Origin of the sequence: Spirosoma endbachense (assembly GCF_010233585.1) — a bacterium.
GTDB lineage: Bacteria > Bacteroidota > Bacteroidia > Cytophagales > Spirosomataceae > Spirosoma > Spirosoma endbachense.
Genome location: NZ_CP045997.1, coordinates 163,780 through 180,781, shown reverse-complemented (window position 1 = coordinate 180,781; position 17,002 = coordinate 163,780). Strand labels below are relative to the sequence as shown.

Annotated in this window: 13 protein-coding genes; 6 read left to right on the top strand and 7 right to left on the bottom strand. The window is 47.5% G+C overall.

What is annotated here, in order from left to right; translation table 11 throughout:
• The first annotated feature begins 46 nt into the window (after positions 1–46).
• On the top strand, positions 47–1,339 hold the full coding sequence (locus GJR95_RS00615; RefSeq protein WP_162384043.1) for a hypothetical protein: 1,293 nt from the start codon (positions 47–49) through the stop codon (positions 1,337–1,339).
• The gene (locus tag GJR95_RS00610; protein ID WP_162384042.1) at positions 1,329–2,861 is read left to right on the top strand and encodes an MBOAT family O-acyltransferase; all 1,533 of its coding nucleotides are present in this window, start codon (positions 1,329–1,331) and stop codon (positions 2,859–2,861) included. The genes GJR95_RS00615 and GJR95_RS00610 overlap by 11 nt, the downstream gene beginning before the upstream one ends.
• A 130-nt stretch (positions 2,862–2,991) precedes the next feature.
• Here the strand turns inward: GJR95_RS00610 and GJR95_RS00605 are convergent, their stop codons facing one another.
• The 4 genes from GJR95_RS00605 to pdxR all read right to left on the bottom strand — a co-directional run bounded on the left by GJR95_RS00605 (position 2,992) and on the right by pdxR (position 7,477).
• A complete protein-coding gene (locus GJR95_RS00605) occupies positions 2,992–4,704 on the bottom strand; it encodes a GMC oxidoreductase (protein ID WP_162384041.1) in 1,713 nt (570 codons plus the stop codon).
• 84 nt (positions 4,705–4,788) lie between these two features.
• Entirely contained in the window at positions 4,789–5,304 is a 516-nt protein-coding gene (locus GJR95_RS00600; protein WP_162391509.1) for a gluconate 2-dehydrogenase subunit 3 family protein, read from the bottom strand.
• Positions 5,305–5,494: 190 nt separating this feature from the next.
• The gene (locus tag GJR95_RS00595; protein WP_162384040.1) at positions 5,495–5,929 is read right to left on the bottom strand and encodes a GNAT family N-acetyltransferase; all 435 of its coding nucleotides are present in this window, start codon (positions 5,927–5,929) and stop codon (positions 5,495–5,497) included.
• An 84-nt stretch (positions 5,930–6,013) separates the two neighbouring features.
• Positions 6,014–7,477, bottom strand: a complete 1,464-nt coding sequence (pdxR, locus tag GJR95_RS00590; protein ID WP_162384039.1) for a MocR-like pyridoxine biosynthesis transcription factor PdxR — start codon at positions 7,475–7,477, stop codon at positions 6,014–6,016.
• Between the two features lie 77 nt (positions 7,478–7,554).
• Between pdxR and GJR95_RS00585 the strand changes: the two genes are divergently transcribed.
• Positions 7,555–8,196 carry an FMN-dependent NADH-azoreductase gene (locus tag GJR95_RS00585; protein ID WP_162384038.1) on the top strand — a complete coding sequence of 214 codons (642 nt, stop codon included), beginning with the start codon at positions 7,555–7,557 and terminating at the stop codon, positions 8,194–8,196.
• Positions 8,197–8,496: 300 nt separating this feature from the next.
• Complete coding sequence (locus tag GJR95_RS00580; RefSeq protein WP_162384037.1) at positions 8,497–8,931, top strand: carboxymuconolactone decarboxylase family protein; 435 nt, start codon at positions 8,497–8,499, stop codon at positions 8,929–8,931.
• Between the two features lie 312 nt (positions 8,932–9,243).
• On the opposite strand, the gene GJR95_RS00575 is transcribed toward GJR95_RS00580, so the two are convergent.
• Both GJR95_RS00575 and GJR95_RS00570 read right to left on the bottom strand, forming a co-directional pair.
• Positions 9,244–10,776 (bottom strand): M20/M25/M40 family metallo-hydrolase, encoded by a 1,533-nt coding sequence (locus tag GJR95_RS00575; protein ID WP_162384036.1) that lies wholly within the window; start codon positions 10,774–10,776, stop codon positions 9,244–9,246.
• 22 nt (positions 10,777–10,798) lie between these two features.
• Positions 10,799–12,355 (bottom strand): serine hydrolase, encoded by a 1,557-nt coding sequence (locus GJR95_RS00570; protein ID WP_162384035.1) that lies wholly within the window; start codon positions 12,353–12,355, stop codon positions 10,799–10,801.
• A 166-nt stretch (positions 12,356–12,521) separates the two neighbouring features.
• On the opposite strand from GJR95_RS00570, the gene GJR95_RS00565 reads away from it, so the two are divergent.
• Positions 12,522–14,027, top strand: a complete 1,506-nt coding sequence (locus GJR95_RS00565) for a M28 family peptidase (RefSeq protein ID WP_162384034.1) — start codon at positions 12,522–12,524, stop codon at positions 14,025–14,027.
• Positions 14,028–14,101: 74 nt separating this feature from the next.
• Here the strand turns inward: GJR95_RS00565 and GJR95_RS00560 are convergent, their stop codons facing one another.
• A complete protein-coding gene (locus tag GJR95_RS00560) occupies positions 14,102–15,439 on the bottom strand; it encodes a DUF3300 domain-containing protein (RefSeq protein WP_162384033.1) in 1,338 nt (445 codons plus the stop codon).
• A gap of 325 nt (positions 15,440–15,764) precedes the next feature.
• Here GJR95_RS00560 and GJR95_RS00555 point away from each other — a divergent pair, with 325 nt between their 5' ends.
• A complete protein-coding gene (locus tag GJR95_RS00555; RefSeq protein WP_162384032.1) occupies positions 15,765–16,940 on the top strand; it encodes a serine hydrolase domain-containing protein in 1,176 nt (391 codons plus the stop codon).
• Positions 16,941–17,002: the final 62 nt, after the last annotated feature.

The following is a 17,002-nucleotide window of genomic DNA, read 5'->3' as shown; positions in this document are numbered from 1 at the left end:
CCTCGGTTAATAGCTATTGGTGCGTCAGCATACTGAAAACTAGTTTATGAGTATTGTCTATATTAAAACGGCGGTTTCTGTTGCTCTGGGGCTTTTGCTGATCGGACTATTGTGGCAACGCAGTACGCTGACAGCCCTGCTGCAACGAGCAGGAACATGGGTTCTTGATGGCTGCTGGATCGCCCTGCGACTGGTTCCGTTTCTGGCTACCTACATTGTACTGGGCTACCAGCCCCAGTCAGATGTGGCAACATTTTACTATCCGATCGGCATGTCAGCCCTGGAGGGAGGCATTCCCTACCGGGATGTTTATAGCTGTTATTCGCCCTTATTTGGTTATTGGCTGGCTCCGTTCCTGAGCCTTTGGAGCGACATGCGCATGGTTGTGCTGGCGATGATGATTGTTGAGGGTTTAGCTGTCCGGTTAACGTTCCACCACTACCAGACTCAGGAAACAATGGGCCAACGCCTGTTTCGCGGAGTATTCTATTATTTCCTGCCGTTACCTTTCGTGATGTGTGTATTTAGCGGGCAGGAAGATGTCATTCTCTGGTTGTTTGCTTTGTTGGCTATTCCGCTCATGCAATCAAGGCCCTTCCTGGCCGGACTTGTCCTAGGCTTAGGTATGCTTGCGACCAAAGCCGTATTTATTCTGTTGCTGATCCCGGTTTGGTTGTTAACACTCCGGAATGTAAAGTTCGCGGCCTGGTTCACGGCGGGGCTGGTAACTGTTGGGTTGCCGGTTGCCTTATTTATTTTCTGGAAAGCGGGTCTGTTGTTTCTGGATCAGCAATCGCACGAGGGCGACTACCTGAAAGCGCCCAACTGGCGGTCGATCTTAAATCCATTCTTAAATGATGGCATGCGGTCGGCGGTCGGTATCTGGAAATGGGGCGGACTGATTCTTACATTATTGATCATGTTACAGGGCGTGTGGCGCATTCACACTACCCGCAGTAACTGGCGCTATCAGGATTATCTGCCTTTTATTTACATCCTGACCTATAGCGCCATGAGCGTATTGCAACAGAATGCAATCAGCAATTATGCCTATCTGTTTATGCTCCCATTGGTGTTTACAATGACCGACTTCCGGCGGCTCTGGTTCTGTGTCGGGCTGATTGGTTTTAACATTCTGGCAGCTATTCATCCGTCGCTATGGTGGCGGCTTGGGATGCCCTATTATGATCGACTCTCGGCCCTGGCCAATCCAACGGCTGCCCTGGAATATTCTATTGAAATTCTGATATTCATCGGTTTTATCTATTACGCCATTCAGGCAATGAACGCGCTGCGCCGACCCAAACCGGTTGCGCAGGCAGAACCATATGCTGTTTAACTCACTTCAGTTCTTACTATTTTTCATTGTTGTTACGCTCACCTACTTTGGTCTGAAGTGGCAGGGGCGTTGGATGTTGTTGCTGGTAGCCAGTTGCTACTTCTACATGGTTTTCCGGCCAGCCTACATCCTGATTCTGTTTGCAACCATTGTTATCGATTACATCGCAGGTATCTGGATCGAAAAAACGCCCGGAAAAGCCCGAAAGTGGTTGCTGATCGTATCGCTGGTGACTAATATCGGGATTCTTGCCTTCTTCAAATACCTCGGTTTTTTCACCGAGAATATATCCTGGCTGTTTGATCAGCTGCATATGCCGGAGGTCGCCGACCGGGTCTTTAGCATTGGCAATCGCCTGTTCGTTAAGGTGCTGCGTTTATTTGGTGAAACCGGTGTTTCATCGTTCAAAGAAAACATGAGTATCCTGCCCGTTGGCCTCTCATTCCACACGTTTCAGGCCATGAGCTACACCATTGAAGTGTACCGGGGCAATCATAAAGCGGAGCGGCATTTCGGGATATATGCACTTTATGTTATGTTCTACCCGCAGTTAGTAGCGGGCCCGATTGAACGGCCGCAAAATGTGCTTTGGCAGTTTCATAAGCAATTTCCGTACGACGCCGAGAATGTAAAGGCTGGGCTGATGCAGATGGCGTTCGGCTTCTTTAAGAAAGTTGTCATTGCCGACCGACTGGCCATGCTCGTCGATTATGCGTACGGCAATCCATCTTCCCACAATGGCCTGACGCTGCTGGCAGCTACCTTTTTCTATACCATCCAGATTTACTGCGATTTTTCGGGCTACTCGGATATTGCTATCGGCGCTGCGCGTGTCATGGGCTTTACGCTCATGGAAAACTTCCGGACACCCTATATTGCCCAATCGATTTCGGAATTCTGGCGACGCTGGCACATTTCGCTGTCGACCTGGTTCCGGGATTATCTGTATATACCGCTCGGTGGTAACCGCAAGGGTGAATTCCGGCAGTACCTGAACATGATGATTGTTTTTCTGGCCAGCGGTCTCTGGCACGGCCCCAACTGGACCTACGTCATCTGGGGTGGTTTGAATGGCTTTTATCAGATTCTGGCCGTTCTGCGCGATAAGTTACTGGCTCGCCTGGGGTTCAGTTCGACCCCACCGCGTACGGTCACCTCCCCTGCCAGTGATCCTCAAACCAATCGCTCCCCCGTACGGGTTGTTATCAATGTGCTGACTACCTTCGTGCTGATTATGCTGACGTGGGTCTTTTTCCGGGCCAGAAGCGTTGGGGATGCTTTTGTCATTTTAAGTCGCATTGCCACCCTATCGCCCAGCGACCCTATTGACAGCCCAATGAATGCCACAGAGATGTGGTTTAGCATGGCCCTGATCGTGTTTCTGCTGATTAAGGAATATTTCTATCTCTATATTCCAACGCGCAACACCTTTCGGTTTGCGGTATTGTTCGTGTTGATCACGTTCGTAACCTATCTGTTTGGCGTCTTCTCGTCCAACCAGTTTATCTATTTCCAGTTCTGATCAGAAGTCTAAGCTTACTGATTTGCAATTCGCGAATTACAAATCAGTAAGCTTAGACAATCTGTTAAAAACACAAAAAGCCGTTCACAGACTGGTGTGAACGGCTTTTGCCAATCGAGTTAACTATTTTCTAGACTAATCCTTTTTTCATCGCCTTCACCGCGTAATCGGCCGAGCGGGCTGTCATCGCCATGTAGGTTAGCGACGGGTTCTGGGTCGATGTCGATGTCATACAGGAACCGTCGGTCACGAAAACGTTCTTGACGGCGTGGAGTTGATTCCATTTGTTGAGCACTGACGTTTTAGGATCTTTCCCCATACGGGCGCCACCCATTTCGTGAATGTCCAGACCCGGATTCCGGTGATCATCACGGACACGAATATTGGTAAAACCAGCTGCCGTAAACATCTCGGTCATCTGCTCCTGATAATCCTTCACCATCTTGTCGTCGTTATCGTCATAGGCAATCGAGATTTTCAGCTGCGGAATGCCAAATGGATCTTTCTGCGCCGAATCGAGGGCAACAAAATTCGTTTCTTTCGGAATGGTTTCGCCCATCATGTGCGAGCCAACATACCAGCCACCCAATTCAGGATTCAGCAGATTTTGCTTCAGATCGGCCCCAATTCCATTCTGATTTGCCCGGGAAGAACGGCCTGCCGAGAACCCAGCCGCATAGCCCCGCAAAAAGTCGGTCTCCTGCTTATAAACGTTCCGGAAACGGGGAATATAAGGACTATTCGGCCGACGTCCATCGGTTGTTGAATCGAGATTTCCATCGTACTGCGCCGAAATACCTGCCCGGTAATTATGGAACGCTATGTATTTACCAAGTACTCCGCTATCGTTCCCCAATCCGTTCGGGAAACGGTGCGATGTAGAATTCAGCAACACCAGATTTGAGTTTAATGCAGCCGCATTCAGGAAGATAATCCGGGCATAATACTCCTGCATCTGCTTCGTGTTGGCATCAACGATCCGAACGCCTGTTGCCCGGACTTTCTGCTCATCATAGATAATTGAATGCACGACCGAATCAGGGCGCAGCGTCATTTTACCGGTTTTGGCAGCCCAGGGTATGGTTGATGAATTACTACTGAAATACCCACCAAATGGACAGCCCCGCTCACAAATGGTGCGGTGTTGGCATTGTGCCCGACCCTGCTGAAGATGAACGGGTTGCGGCTTGGTAATGTGAGCCGCCCGGCCCATAATAACATGCCGGTCTTTGTAGCGGCTGGCTACCTTTTGTTGAAAATGTTTCTCTACACAATTCCATTCGTGAGGGGGCAAAAACTCACCGTCGGGCAGCGTATCCAGGCCGTCTTTATTGCCGGTAATCCCAGCAAATCGCTCAACGTAGCTATACCACGGCGCCAGATCAGCATAACGAATTGGCCAATCGACGGCAAATCCATCGCGGGCGGGACCTTCAAAATCGAAATCACTCCAGCGCTGCGTTTGCCGCGCCCACATCAGCGATTTACCACCAACCTGATAGCCCCGAATCCAATCGAATGGCTTTTCCTGTATGTAGGGATGCTCAGCATCTTTCACAAAAAACTGTTGTGTCCCTTCATAAAACGCATAGCATTTGCTGATGATCGGATTGGCATCCTTGACCTCTTTGGTCAACTGCCCCCGGTGGTCAAACTCCCAGGGCTGCATCATCGTTGTGGGGTAATCGGTAACGTGCCTGACATCGCGGCCCCGCTCCAGAACAAGGGTACGAAGGCCTTTGCCCGTTAATTCTTTAGCTGCCCAGCCACCACTAATACCCGATCCGATTACGATCGCGTCGTAGGTATTTTGCGCCTTGGCGTCAATATTCAGGTTTGCCATGTTAAAAAAGTGATAGACACAGGCTAATGTTGGATCAGTTAAGATTCCGACATCCAGAATCCAGCCTTAACCTCTACTATCGAATTACTTGGTTTGAGAAACGGCTTTGGCAGGAACAGGAACACAGCCATAATAATGGCCGGGAATCATCTGGTAATGGGTCAAGTTCGTCATTACGTATTCGGAGTTCATGTATCCGCGCACGGTCAGCCCCTTCACCATCGAATAAAATTCTTTCTGAGCAGGCTCTGTAGACTGCGAAAACTGGGTCAGCAAGGCGGTGCGCTGAGCGGTATCACCCTCCCGAAACGATTTACCGAAGGCTTTCTGTGCCTGTTCATCGATTGCGTTGAGTCCATTACGGAACGTTTCCTGGGCTGGCTTATCGTAGCAATCGGTCACGATTTTCTGAATAAACTGATGGACGTTCAGTGCTTTAGCGCCTGGCGTGTCAGTTGTGGGAATAATCGTTTCGGCAATATCAGCGAGCAGGTCGTCTTGCCCGGATGTGAGAAATGGATGGGTTAACTGGACTGTTTCGGAGGTCCAGTTAGTAGCCCAGGCGGGCAAACTGATGAAACCACCAGCCGCTACAGCTATTGATTTAAGCGCACTACGTCTTTCCACAGCAGGTTATGATTCAGTTCTATTTGCTCTTTCAAAGATACAAAATCAACGAAATTAACTCACTATTCTTATAGCCAGAAACTGAAGAAGAATCTTCTGGCTCCAGATGTTATCGCAAGCTAGGATAAAACGATGATCGCTCGTAATAGAGTTATTCACGAATCTATAGAGGACAGGCAAGATGTAGCGCTGCGAGTTGAAAACCATTGTTCAGATACACTTTTTGCGCTGTATTATTCGTAAAATCGGTATCAAGCACCACGGCATCCTTCTTCTCTGATAGAGCGACAGCTTTCACATAGTTTAATAACTGAGACGCCAACCCTTTACCTCGATAAGATTCCAGGGTGCAGAGATCATCAAGATAAATTATATTCCCGCTGTGCAACGAAGTCATGCTGCGATAACCTGCAAAAGCGACAAATCTGCCATTATCCATAATTCCGGCGATGCTGTACTTTTCATGTTGCATCATCTCCGAGATCATGGTAGCCCAATTATTTTTATTCAGATGGGGTCTTAACAAAAAAACAACCTCCCAACATTGCTGAATTTCATGATCTGTCTCAATTAATTTTACCTGATATGTATTATCCATAATTTGTTTTGTTTGCGACAAAACTAGAGTACGGACATTGCAGCTAAATATACCAATTAAGAAATAAAGGGTGGACCAGTGTATTTAATGCACTACCTGTTTCAGGATTCCGAGCGCTTTCACCATTTCATTTTCGTTAAGTGACGCAAAGCCCATTCTAAGCGCATTGGTAAAAAAGGATTCGTTCTGGCTAAAACTTCCATTGCCGATATAAAGACCTTTTTTTGATGCATCCTTCGACATTTTTATTAAATCAATATTTTTATCAAAAATCGACCACACAGCAAGCCCTCCCTCCGGCATTTTGAATTCGATTGTATCCTTAAAATCCGTTTTTAGGACTTGACAAAATTGGTTCCTGCGCTGCTTATAAATCGTTAAGGATTTCCGAAAATGCCTTTCCATCTCACCATTGTCAAACAGCGCAGCAAATGCTTCTTCCAGCAAAGTGTCCCCCTGTCGATCGATCAATTGTCTTAATGAAGATGCGGCTTCAACAAATACCGATGGCCCTACCATAAACCCAATTCGTAGCGCAGGGGCAAACGTTTTTGTAATTGAACCAATATAAATGACATTCTGATTGTGATCAATACTTGCCAATGGCAGGTATGGCTTATTATCATAATGAAAATCAAAATCATAATCGTCTTCCACTATCGCAAAACGGTATTCCTTTGCGAGACTTAATAGTTTTAACCTGCGTTCCACATTCATGGTTACAGTTGTTGGGCAGTGATGATGCGGTATGATATACACTGCCTTTATTTTCTTGTGCTGTAAAATCGCTTCGAGATGATCAACATCCATTCCATTGTTATCAATAGGAATCCGCAACAGGTTTGCACCAGCATGCCTGAACGTATCATCTGCAGAGCCGTAGTTTGAAACTCCAACGGCTATAGTATCAGTAGGATTTAGAAGCAACTGGGCAGCCAAATAGATTCCCATCTGGCTGCCTTTTGTGATTAGTATATTCTCTGGTGAAACAACTAATCCTCTGGTGTTGGAAAGATAGTTGCAAATAGAGACGCGAAGATGTTCCGACCCTCTGGCGCTTCCATATTTCAGAAAATTTCTTCCATAAAATTTCCTCGAAATACTTCGGTATTCGCGCATTAGCAGGTCTACCGGTGCCAGACGCACATCAGGCAGTCCATCGTCAATAGCGAGACCGGTTTTCTGGAAATTCTCGCTGGGTATTGCCTTCTCAAACTTATTAGTCCAAACGAAAGCCTCCTTAGGACCGTCGTTTTTGTTGGTCTCAGGCAATTTCGTTCTGGAAAGATCGGGCAGCCTGGAAAGTACAAAAATTCCCTTTCGCTCAACAGATTCGGCCCAGCCCTGGCTAATCAATTCATCATAGGCTAGCCTTACCGTATGTCTGTTAATACCAATCAATTCGGCTAGTATACGGGAGCTTGGTAATAAATCAGATGGCCGTAGCGTACCATCCGTGATCAAGGCTATAAATCGGTTACACACCTGGATATACAGGGCTACAGGAGCTTTTCGGTCAACCTGGATCAATGATTTGTAAGGGAGCATCTGGGTGGTAGTTTTTATGAAAATTGGTCTACAAAGCTAGCCCAACCGCCAGGTATTTTTGTATAAAAATCAGCAGCATGAAGAAATTATTGGTCATTAATTCAAGCGCACGAGTACTTAATTCTCAGAGTAGGAAACTCACTGAAGTCTTTGTCGATCACTGGAAAAGTATCCATGTCAATCCGATTATTCGTTTTCGTGACCTGGGAAATACCAATGTGCCACACATCAACGAAAATTGGATTCGTGCCGCTTTCAAACCTGAAGGAACAAGGTCTGAGGAGGAAATTGAATATTTAAAAGCAAGTGATATCTACCTTTCCGAACTACGGGAAGCTGATGTTATTGTTCTTGGTTCGCCAATGTACAACTGGTCAATTCCCAGTTCTCTTAAAGCCTATATCGATCAGATTCTCAGAGTTAATGAAGCCTTTAAGGTTGACCGAACCAATGTGTTGAATCCATATACCGGTCTGCTTAAAAACAAAACATTATATCTTCTGCTATCAAGAGGTGCCCAGGGATATGAAAAAGGAGGATATAACGAAAATATGGACTTCCAGAGCACTTATTTAAAAACTGTATTTACGATTATAGGTATTAGCAACATTCATGTGATTGCAGTTGACGGCGTGTCTTTTGGTGTAGAGAAATTTAAAAATTCTATAGACAAATCATATCAAACGATAAGAAATCTGATTGAGATGGAATTGGGGTGACAGGAGGAGCAGTTTGAAAAAAGCTACCTATTTATTGAGGGTAATGAAGCAGTAGTTTTTGGGGAAGCGACAAGGTTAGTTAAAAAATATAGGCGCAAGTTTATGATGCCGTTTCGCCAGAGGTCTATCATTTCAGGTGTAAAAATCATAATCTTTTTGGCGATTAAAATACATCTGGAATCAAGAAGGTTTTTTAAGGACATCGATTGATTTCCAGAGACTCCTTAATCATGAAACACTCAGTAACTCAGGTAAAAGATTAAATGATAAATCAACTTAATAACAGTTATATTTTTTAAAATGAAAACACGAATTAACATCGAAAAAGTAGAACCAGCTGGTTACAAAGCTGTTCTTGGACTTGAAAAATTCATTGAAAGTACACCATTGAAAAGAGTCCATAAAGACCTGATTAAAATCAGAGCTTCGCAGATAAACGGATGTGCTTTTTGCATTGATATGCACACTAAAGAAGCCCGTAGAGCTGGCGAAACAGAGCAGCGCATTTATGCCCTCAATGCCTGGCGCGAAACTCCATTTTTTTCAGAAGAAGAACGAGCCATATTGGCACTGACCGAGCAAGTTACGTTAATTAGTAATCATGTGACAGAAGAAACTTATGAGCAAGCAGCTAACGTACTTGAAGAGGCATATCTGGCACAAGTGATCTTAGCAATCATTACGATTAATGTATGGAATAGAATTGGGATCGCAACTCGCCTAATGCCAGTCTAGAACTGACACAGGAGTATGAGAAAATTAATTAGTAATTATTTAAAGGAATTTCAGAAAATTTCCAGAAAAAAGTCAGTTTTTCTTCCTGATATTTTTGCGAACCTCAGGAAAATGAAGTACATCAGAAAGAATATAAATTGGTTGTAGTTAATAATGGCGGTATGGTATAATTCCTTCCGCCATTTTCAGTTAGCAGTAGCGAAACTATTTTTTCTTTTTACTATTTCTGCCAACATATCTCTTCTCAAGCAATGAAACTCGCGCGACTCATCTTCTTTTAGCTCAAACTCATGTTGATGCTTAAGCAGGGAATTAGTTGATCTGCATGATAGCCGCCATGGTTTCGATCCCATCCCAGAGATACTGAACCAGCACATTCTCGTTTTCAGCATGCTGATTGTTATCGTAGTTATCTACGGGCACTGAGACTACATTGGCTTTCAGCACATTCTCAAACAAATACAAGGGCAGGCTCCCGCCCGATGAAGGCAACAACACGATCGGTTCCGAGGATGTTGATTGTACTGCCGCAACAACACCCTGGGCAATAGGCAAATCCATAGGTGTTCGCTGGGCATTGTAGCCAACACCAGCCGTTATTTTAATGAGCTTTGGGTATTGCTGGCGTTCGGCATCGGTTGGGTCGCGTTCGAGAACATAAAAACCTTTGCTGCTAATATGGTCTTTGACCCGCTGCATCTGCCGGGCCACATCATTACCCCGAACCAGGCGCAGGTCAAGCACCGCTTCTGCCTTCGCCGGAATGACATTACCGGCCATGGCACCCACATTTGCACTTTGAATACCATTTATATTCAGTGTAGGAATCATCAGCAGTTCCTGAAATGGTGCACCATTTCCGTCGGGTTTAGCAATGCCAAGCTCTTTTTTTAAAGCGGTTTCCATGTTAGGCAATGCGGCTATTGCCTGTTTTTCGCTGGCCGTCAGTGGCGTTACATCGTCGTAAAATCCTTTGATCAAAATTTTTCCGTCTTCATCTTTCATGCTCGCCAGCAGAGTCACCAGCCGTTGGGCGGGATTGGGAGCCCAGTTGCCATAGTTGCCGCTGTGGAGGGGGCGTTTGGGTCCGAACACAGTCAGGTGCATGTTCACATCACCCCGAACCCCAAACTGAACGAGTTTTTTCCCTGAAACATGACGTGGCCCATCGGCAATAATCCAAAGGTCGCTTTGCAGTTTATCCCGGTGTTTTTGTAGAATATCGCCCAGATGCGTCGAACCAACTTCTTCTTCACCTTCGAAAAAGAATTTCAGATTGGCGGTCGGCTTGCTATTGCTTTTTACGAGCGCATCATACGCATTTAAAATAGTCATTACGCCCGCTTTATCATCGGCACTTCCCCGGCCCGTGAGCCGCCAGGCCGGATTAACTGCATCGCCGGTTTTGTGGGTGGTAACGATGGTACCGCCCTGTTCGACAGGAGCCGTAATGAACACCGGCACAAAGGGTTGTAAGCCATCGGCCCATTGCTTCGGATTGACGGGCTGACCATCGTAATGAGCGTAAAAAATCAGGGTTTTCGTAGCACCTGGTACTGTTACTTCACCAAACACCGCTGGATTGGTTCCGGGTTTGGTACCATCGAGCAGTGTAGCCGTAATGCCCCTTTGTTTCATCATCTGCACGATGAATACCGCATTTTTGCGAATATTAGCCGAATCTGACGATACATTGGGGATGCTGACAAACTGTCGATATTCGTCCATCAGAATCGTTTCACGGCTTTGTCGATACTGTCGAATACGCTGTTGAGTGGATTGCGCAATGGTAACGGCGAAACAGGCACTGCTTAGAATGATCGAGAGTACAGTTTTTAGAGACATAATTGCAATTGGGTTGTCTAATTTATTTACCACCTGCTACACCTTTATCCGGTGCATCAGGTACTTTTTCCAGTTCGGCTCCACTCCAGATTAGCCTGGCCACTTTACCCTGTCGATTCAGTATAAAACTGACCGGATCATTGCCATTCCAGAACTGATCGTAATTCAGCCGGAAGGTATCGAAATGCCAGTGATCGAGTTTACCCGTCATGACTTTGTTTAGCGATACATAGAGTTTACCGTCCTGAATGGTAACGTCAGCTTTCCCGTAAAGCGGGCTACTATAACTTCCGATATAGGCCGTTAAAGGTAAAGATGGCTTTGTGTTAAGCACGCGGGTACTATCGGATTTGCGCTCGGCAAGTTTCGCTTTCTGTTTAAGGTTGCCGTATAGCTTTATAAACTCTGCACTCCAGTCACGCGATGCGCCTAACGCAAATTCATCAAACGCACGGTACATAATGGCATGACGGAGTTCGGCATGGTCAAGATTACTCTGCACATAGACGGCTAACTTCTGGTCGGGCAGTTGACCATGAATGGCAATCATTCCGGTCAGACTTCCCGTATGAAAATTGATCCGATGGCCGCGATAATCATGCTGAAACCAGCCCAGACCGTATGTTTTCCAGACCGGTTTGGTGAGTTGCTGGGTAGGATAAAACTGACTATCGGTCACAAACGTCTGTGGTTTGAACAACTCGGCCCAGGTTGCGGGTTTCAGCAGCGTTTTTCCCGCAAACCGACCACTATCCAGCATGCACTGCATCCAGGCTGAAATATCATCCGGGCACGTCCAAACCGACCCAGCCGGGCCAACTGCATCAACCAATCCCTCTTCGAGCCGACTGTCGACGACCCGAATTGTATCTTTTACCTCGATGTGTGGTTTGGCGCGGTTTGCATCGGTCACTTCCCGAAATAAAGCCTGTGTCCGACGCATGTTGAGTGGTTCAAAAATACGTTTGCGAATAAATGTTTCCCAGGGAATTCCACTCGCCTTTTCAACCACTTTCCCGGCAGCCAGATACATGATATTCTGATAAATAAAGCTTGATCGAAACGAATAGGCTGGTCTAATGAGCCGCAATCGATGGAGAATCTCATCTGATGGAATCTGCATAGCTGCCCATAAAAAATCGGCATTACCGACACCCGTATTGTGAATGAGCAAATCGCGTACCCGCAACTCACGGGTAACAGCCGGATCATACAGCTGAAAATCAGGCAGGTAGTTGGTAACAGGATCATCCCAGTGGAGCTTCCCTTCATCGACGAGCATGCCAAGGCAGGCGGCTGTCATGGCCTTGGTAGTTGACGCCATTGCAAAAAGCGTCTGCGTATCGACCGGTTCAGGCTTGCCGAGTTCACGGATACCATAGCCTTTTTTGAACAGGACACGACCCTCTTTAACGACCGTAACGGTAAGGCCAGGCACCTGCCAATCGCGTACTGCCTGCTGCACATAGCTGTCAAAGCGAGAGACAGGATCAGGCGTGATTTTCCTGGATTGAGCCGAAAGGAGCTGTATGGGAAAACTACCAAACAGCAGCATAAAAACGAGGTAGATCTGCTTCATGACGGGCCATTATTTTGCCCAAGATAGCAAATTGTCATTGTTGAGACACAATATGCTGCATCTCTCCTTTATCAGAAATTTGCAAAAACCATCCGGGTTTAAGGCCCGATGTAATGCGTCTCTACGTAGATTTGTTCTACCCCAATCATCGACGTATAAAGAAATAATGATTTACCTGAACTACAACAAGATTCGGCCACTGGCAACCGCTATTCTGATGGGTATGCTATCCATTAGTAACAGCCTTAGCCTGGCCCAGTCGAAAGCTTCCCAAACCGGCAATGCAGCAGCGGCCATAAAAGAAAGTGATATCAAACGCGACCTGTTTGCCCTGGCTGGAGACCATTTTCGAGGGCGCGAGGGCGGCTCGCTCGATGAATTGAAAGCTTCGGTCTGGATTGCCGACCAGCTTCGGGCAATGGGTCTTCAACCCGCTGGGGATGATGGTACGTTTTTTCAGTTTTTTCACATCCAGCGCACCCGCATTACCGAAACCAGTCGATTAACCATCGGCACTCATCAGCTCATTCACGGACAGGATGCGTTTATTCTGGCTCCTGCCATTGCCTCTGTCGATGCACCCCTGGTGTTTGCTGGAAGAGGTACTCCCGAAGATCTGGCGAAAGTAGATATTAAAGGGAAAGCGGTGGCTCTGGAGTTTTCGGGGACACCACCGGCTGAGTTGAGCTATCGACGGTTCCTGCTCGGGACCATGAATCGCAAAGCTGCCGAACTCGTAAAAGCGGGTGCGCTGGCCATTGTGTGGGTGTCGAATTCAGATGCGCAGTTCTATTTTGACCGCTGGACAACCGGTCTCGAACGTGGTCGCTACGATCTGCCGGGTGGCCCGAACACCCGCGTCTTTTCGCAGGCTCCAACCGTATGGTTACCAGCGAGTGCACTGGAGTGGGTAAAGCAACCCGGCCAGCAATTTACCAATGTTGTCAATGTTGAGAGCTTCAATTATCCGTCGGTCAATATCGTTGCCAAAGTACCCGGAACAGACCCCAAACTCAAAGATGAATATGTACTGTTCAGCACTCACCAGGATCATGATGGCGTTCGCCGGGCTGTGGCGGGTGATTCCATCTGGAACGGGGCCGACGACAATGCCAGCGGCTGTGTTGCCACGATGGCCATTGGTCGGGCATTCGCCCAGAAACCCGGTAAGCGTTCGGCACTCATTGTCTTTCATGGTGCCGAAGAACGTGGCCTTTTAGGCTCCCGCTATTATGTGGAACACCCAACCGTACCCAAAGGCTCGATCGTTGCCGTACTCAACGCCGAGATGATTGGTCGGAATGCGCCCGACAGTGCGGCCATTCTGGGTCAGCAACCACCCCATCGTAATTCAAGTGATCTGGTCAATGCAGCCCTGGCGGTTAATCAGGCAGATGCTCACTTCAAACTCGATACGCTTTGGGACAAACCAGAACACCCGGAAGGCTGGTACTTCCGTTCCGATCACCTCCCCTACGCCCGCGCTAATGTACCCGCTATTGCTTTCACGACCCTGCTCCATCCCGATTACCATACCCCTAAAGATGAGCCTGATCGCATCAACACAGCGAAAGTAACCCGCATTGCGAAGTGGATTTACCTGACTGGCTGGGATGTAGCCAATCGCCCGCAGCGTGTACGTGTAGACGAGGGCTTTAAACTGGAGCGGTAAAATACAGCAGGCAGTGTGCAGTATTTGGACATTGACCAAAATAGCGCACACTGCCTGCTAAGAACTACCTATTTCTACCGGCGTCCGCCGTGAAAGCCACCGCCACCAAAGGATCGCATACCGCCCCCACCCCAGGACTGAGCATGGTAAGCTCCGGCATTAAAGTTCTGATACCGGGCGATTGGTGCACTACGCGTCGTGTTGGCCCAACTGCTGGGTCGGTTATACTGACGGGCATTGGTCAGCCAGTTAGCACGGGCATTATTGAAACCGGCAGTCGGAGCAAACGCCCGATGAGCTGCGGTCATAAAACCAGCATTTCCTGGCGTCCAGAAGTGATGCTCACCCATGTTGTGGGAATAGTAATTATTGAACCGGTTATACAGGTGTGGGTAAGCCAGACGGCCCGGTCCAAAAAACCAGTTTGAGAAGCCCAGCGATGGCAGGCCAAAAAGCACCATATTCCCACCCAGACCATAATAAAATCCGGTTCCGTACCACCAGGCTGATGGGTACCACAGGGGTGATGAATACCAGTATGGATACCCAAACCAGTATGGATACGGATTCTGATAATAGTATGAACTATTCACCCAGGCCGGATTTGGATTAATTCCCGTATTATAGCCATTGGCTTGTGCATAAGCTTGCCCGGCCTGCTGCAACTCCTGCTTTGCCTGTGGATCTCGGTTCAATTCATTCTGGTAATCAGCCAGCTCCTGCTGATTCTGAACCGTTAAGCTATCGTGCAAGGCCGTCAGATCGTTGGTGACCTGATCAGGATTCATCCGATAGGCATTTCCTAACTGAGTGGTCTTATCAATCTGATCGGTGAGTTGTGTGAGCACATCAGGCATATCGAGTAGTTGCCGAAATGCATTCTGGGTCGTAACATCCAGTGGGGCGATGAGGTTATCAAACGCCTGCTGCGCCTGCTGGTTCAGATTATCGACCTGTAGCAGATCATTGTTGTGATGCCGATAAATCTTCCAGGCTGATTCCTGCAAATCAGTCGGTATAGTTTTGGTCAGATTTTTCACCGACGATTCATCAGAGCCAGCGGGCAAGGTGGCTAATGCGTGCAATACGTCGGGATAGCGAGACAGATCATAAAACCAGCCTTGCTTTTTCTGATCATACGATTGAATCAGATTGTTGAAAGCCTGCTGACTGGCAGAACGCTGCTGAGCCAGCCTGGTTAATACCTGTGGTTGCTCACTGGCCAATAATATCGACCGGCGAACATCGTCGCGATAGGGCGCAATAGCCGACACAATCGTTTGATCGTTGTCGGTTCCGGCTTGCTGTTCGTTTCCCGTATTCTGGGCAATGGTGGATTGCCATCCCGCGACCAACAGCCCCAATGCAAGCAGCATGGTTTTGGCCGGGACAAGTTGGATGAACATTTTCATGATTGATAACTTATTTACGTACGCTACTAACAATCTTGTTAATGGATACAATGGGCTAGTCTGGTGTCGCGAAACCGTTGCTCAATTTATCGGGCATCGGGCTGGTTCATTGTCTATGCAAACAACATTCGCAGACCTAAAAAAGAGATAAAAGCCGGGTTAATGTTTAGTTAAAAAAGTAAGATCTCGAAAAGAGTATTGGAATTGAGCAAAAAGAGGTATCTTCTAGTCGACGAAACGATCAGATTCTCTCTAAATCTCCTAACTTCGATCTTTAGTTTCTCGCTCGAATACAACCCTGAACTGAACTCTTTCATCACAACGCATGACGCTGCCTCTTTTCCGGAAGCTTTCCTTCTATATACTAGCGCTGGCTGCGCTAACGGCCTGCCATCGGCAACTTCCCAAATCAACGGTTTACTTCCCGCCCAAAGGCGATAACTGGGTTCACCTGGCTCCTGAAAAAGCAGACATGGATGCGACTTTGCTGGAGCAGGCTGTAGCCTTTGCCAAAACGCAGGAAACAACCCAGATGACCCCTAACTTCTCAACTCAGGAAGAGATATTTGGTAAACTTCTGGGTCCGATGCCAACCAGCCGGGCTGCTACCAATGGCGTTGTGTTACGCCACGGGTATATTGTAGCCGAGTGGGGCGATACCCAACACCCTGATCCTACCTATAGCGTGGCGAAAAGTGTGTTGTCTACCCTGGCTGGCATTACGATAGAGCGCGGTATGATTCCCGACATTCATGATCCGGTAGCCAGGCTCATTCATGACGGCGGCTATGAATCTGAGCAGAACAAGGCGATCACCTGGGAAAATCACCTTCAGCAAACCAGCGAATGGGAAGGAACCTTATGGGGAAAAAACAGCGATTTTGTTGGAAAAGAAGCGTTTGGTAAAGGAGAGAGAAAACCCCGTACGCTTCAAAAACCCGGTGCCTTCTATGAATACAATGACGTACGCATCAATCGAATGGCCCTCTCCTTGCTGCGCTTATGGAAAAAGCCCTTACCGGATGTCGTTCGTGACGAAATCATGAATCCCATCGGGGCTTCAGATACCTGGCGTTATGTTATGTATCCGAACGCCGTTGCCGACATTGATGGCAAACAGATGCCATCGGTCAGCGGTGGTACCCGCTGGGGTGGTGGTTTATGGATCAACGCCCTCGACGAAGCCCGGTTTGGCTATCTCTTTCTGCGGCAGGGCCGTTGGGGCGATCGCCAGATTGTGTCGCCGGCCTGGGTTAAGCAGGCAACCACGCCCAGCCCGGTTGGCCCGGACTATGGGTACTTGTGGTGGCTTAATACAGGAACGAGCCAAACCGGCAAGAAAGCCTGGCCCGACGCGCCTACGACAAGTTTCGCGGCTATTGGAGCAGGTTCAAACACAATATGGGTTGATCCCGAACACGATATTGTGATCGTATGGCGTTGGCATAATGGCAATCCAAACGAATTGATAAAGCGTGTGCTGGCTGCTGTAAAAAAATAACGAGACCAGCAGCTAAATTAATAGTCTAAATAAGATGCATTGACTTGTTACTCACTAAACAT

What these genes read in the sequence shown, in the direction of transcription:
- GJR95_RS00560 (WP_162384033.1), bottom strand. Translation starts at nt 15,439, where the DNA reads ATGAAAATGTTCATCCAACTTGTCCCGGCCAAAACCATGCTGCTTGCA.
- pdxR (WP_162384039.1), bottom strand. Translation starts at nt 7,477, where the DNA reads ATGCTCCCTTACAAATCATTGATCCAGGTTGACCGAAAAGCTCCTGTA.
- GJR95_RS00595 (WP_162384040.1), bottom strand. Translation starts at nt 5,929, where the DNA reads ATGGATAATACATATCAGGTAAAATTAATTGAGACAGATCATGAAATT.
- GJR95_RS00580 (WP_162384037.1), top strand. Translation starts at nt 8,497, where the DNA reads ATGAAAACACGAATTAACATCGAAAAAGTAGAACCAGCTGGTTACAAA.
- GJR95_RS00555 (WP_162384032.1), top strand. Translation starts at nt 15,765, where the DNA reads ATGACGCTGCCTCTTTTCCGGAAGCTTTCCTTCTATATACTAGCGCTG.
- GJR95_RS00565 (WP_162384034.1), top strand. Translation starts at nt 12,522, where the DNA reads ATGATTTACCTGAACTACAACAAGATTCGGCCACTGGCAACCGCTATT.
- GJR95_RS00570 (WP_162384035.1), bottom strand. Translation starts at nt 12,355, where the DNA reads ATGAAGCAGATCTACCTCGTTTTTATGCTGCTGTTTGGTAGTTTTCCC.
- GJR95_RS00610 (WP_162384042.1), top strand. Translation starts at nt 1,329, where the DNA reads ATGCTGTTTAACTCACTTCAGTTCTTACTATTTTTCATTGTTGTTACG.
- GJR95_RS00605 (WP_162384041.1), bottom strand. Translation starts at nt 4,704, where the DNA reads ATGGCAAACCTGAATATTGACGCCAAGGCGCAAAATACCTACGACGCG.
- GJR95_RS00615 (WP_162384043.1), top strand. Translation starts at nt 47, where the DNA reads ATGAGTATTGTCTATATTAAAACGGCGGTTTCTGTTGCTCTGGGGCTT.
- GJR95_RS00585 (WP_162384038.1), top strand. Translation starts at nt 7,555, where the DNA reads ATGAAGAAATTATTGGTCATTAATTCAAGCGCACGAGTACTTAATTCT.
- GJR95_RS00575 (WP_162384036.1), bottom strand. Translation starts at nt 10,776, where the DNA reads ATGTCTCTAAAAACTGTACTCTCGATCATTCTAAGCAGTGCCTGTTTC.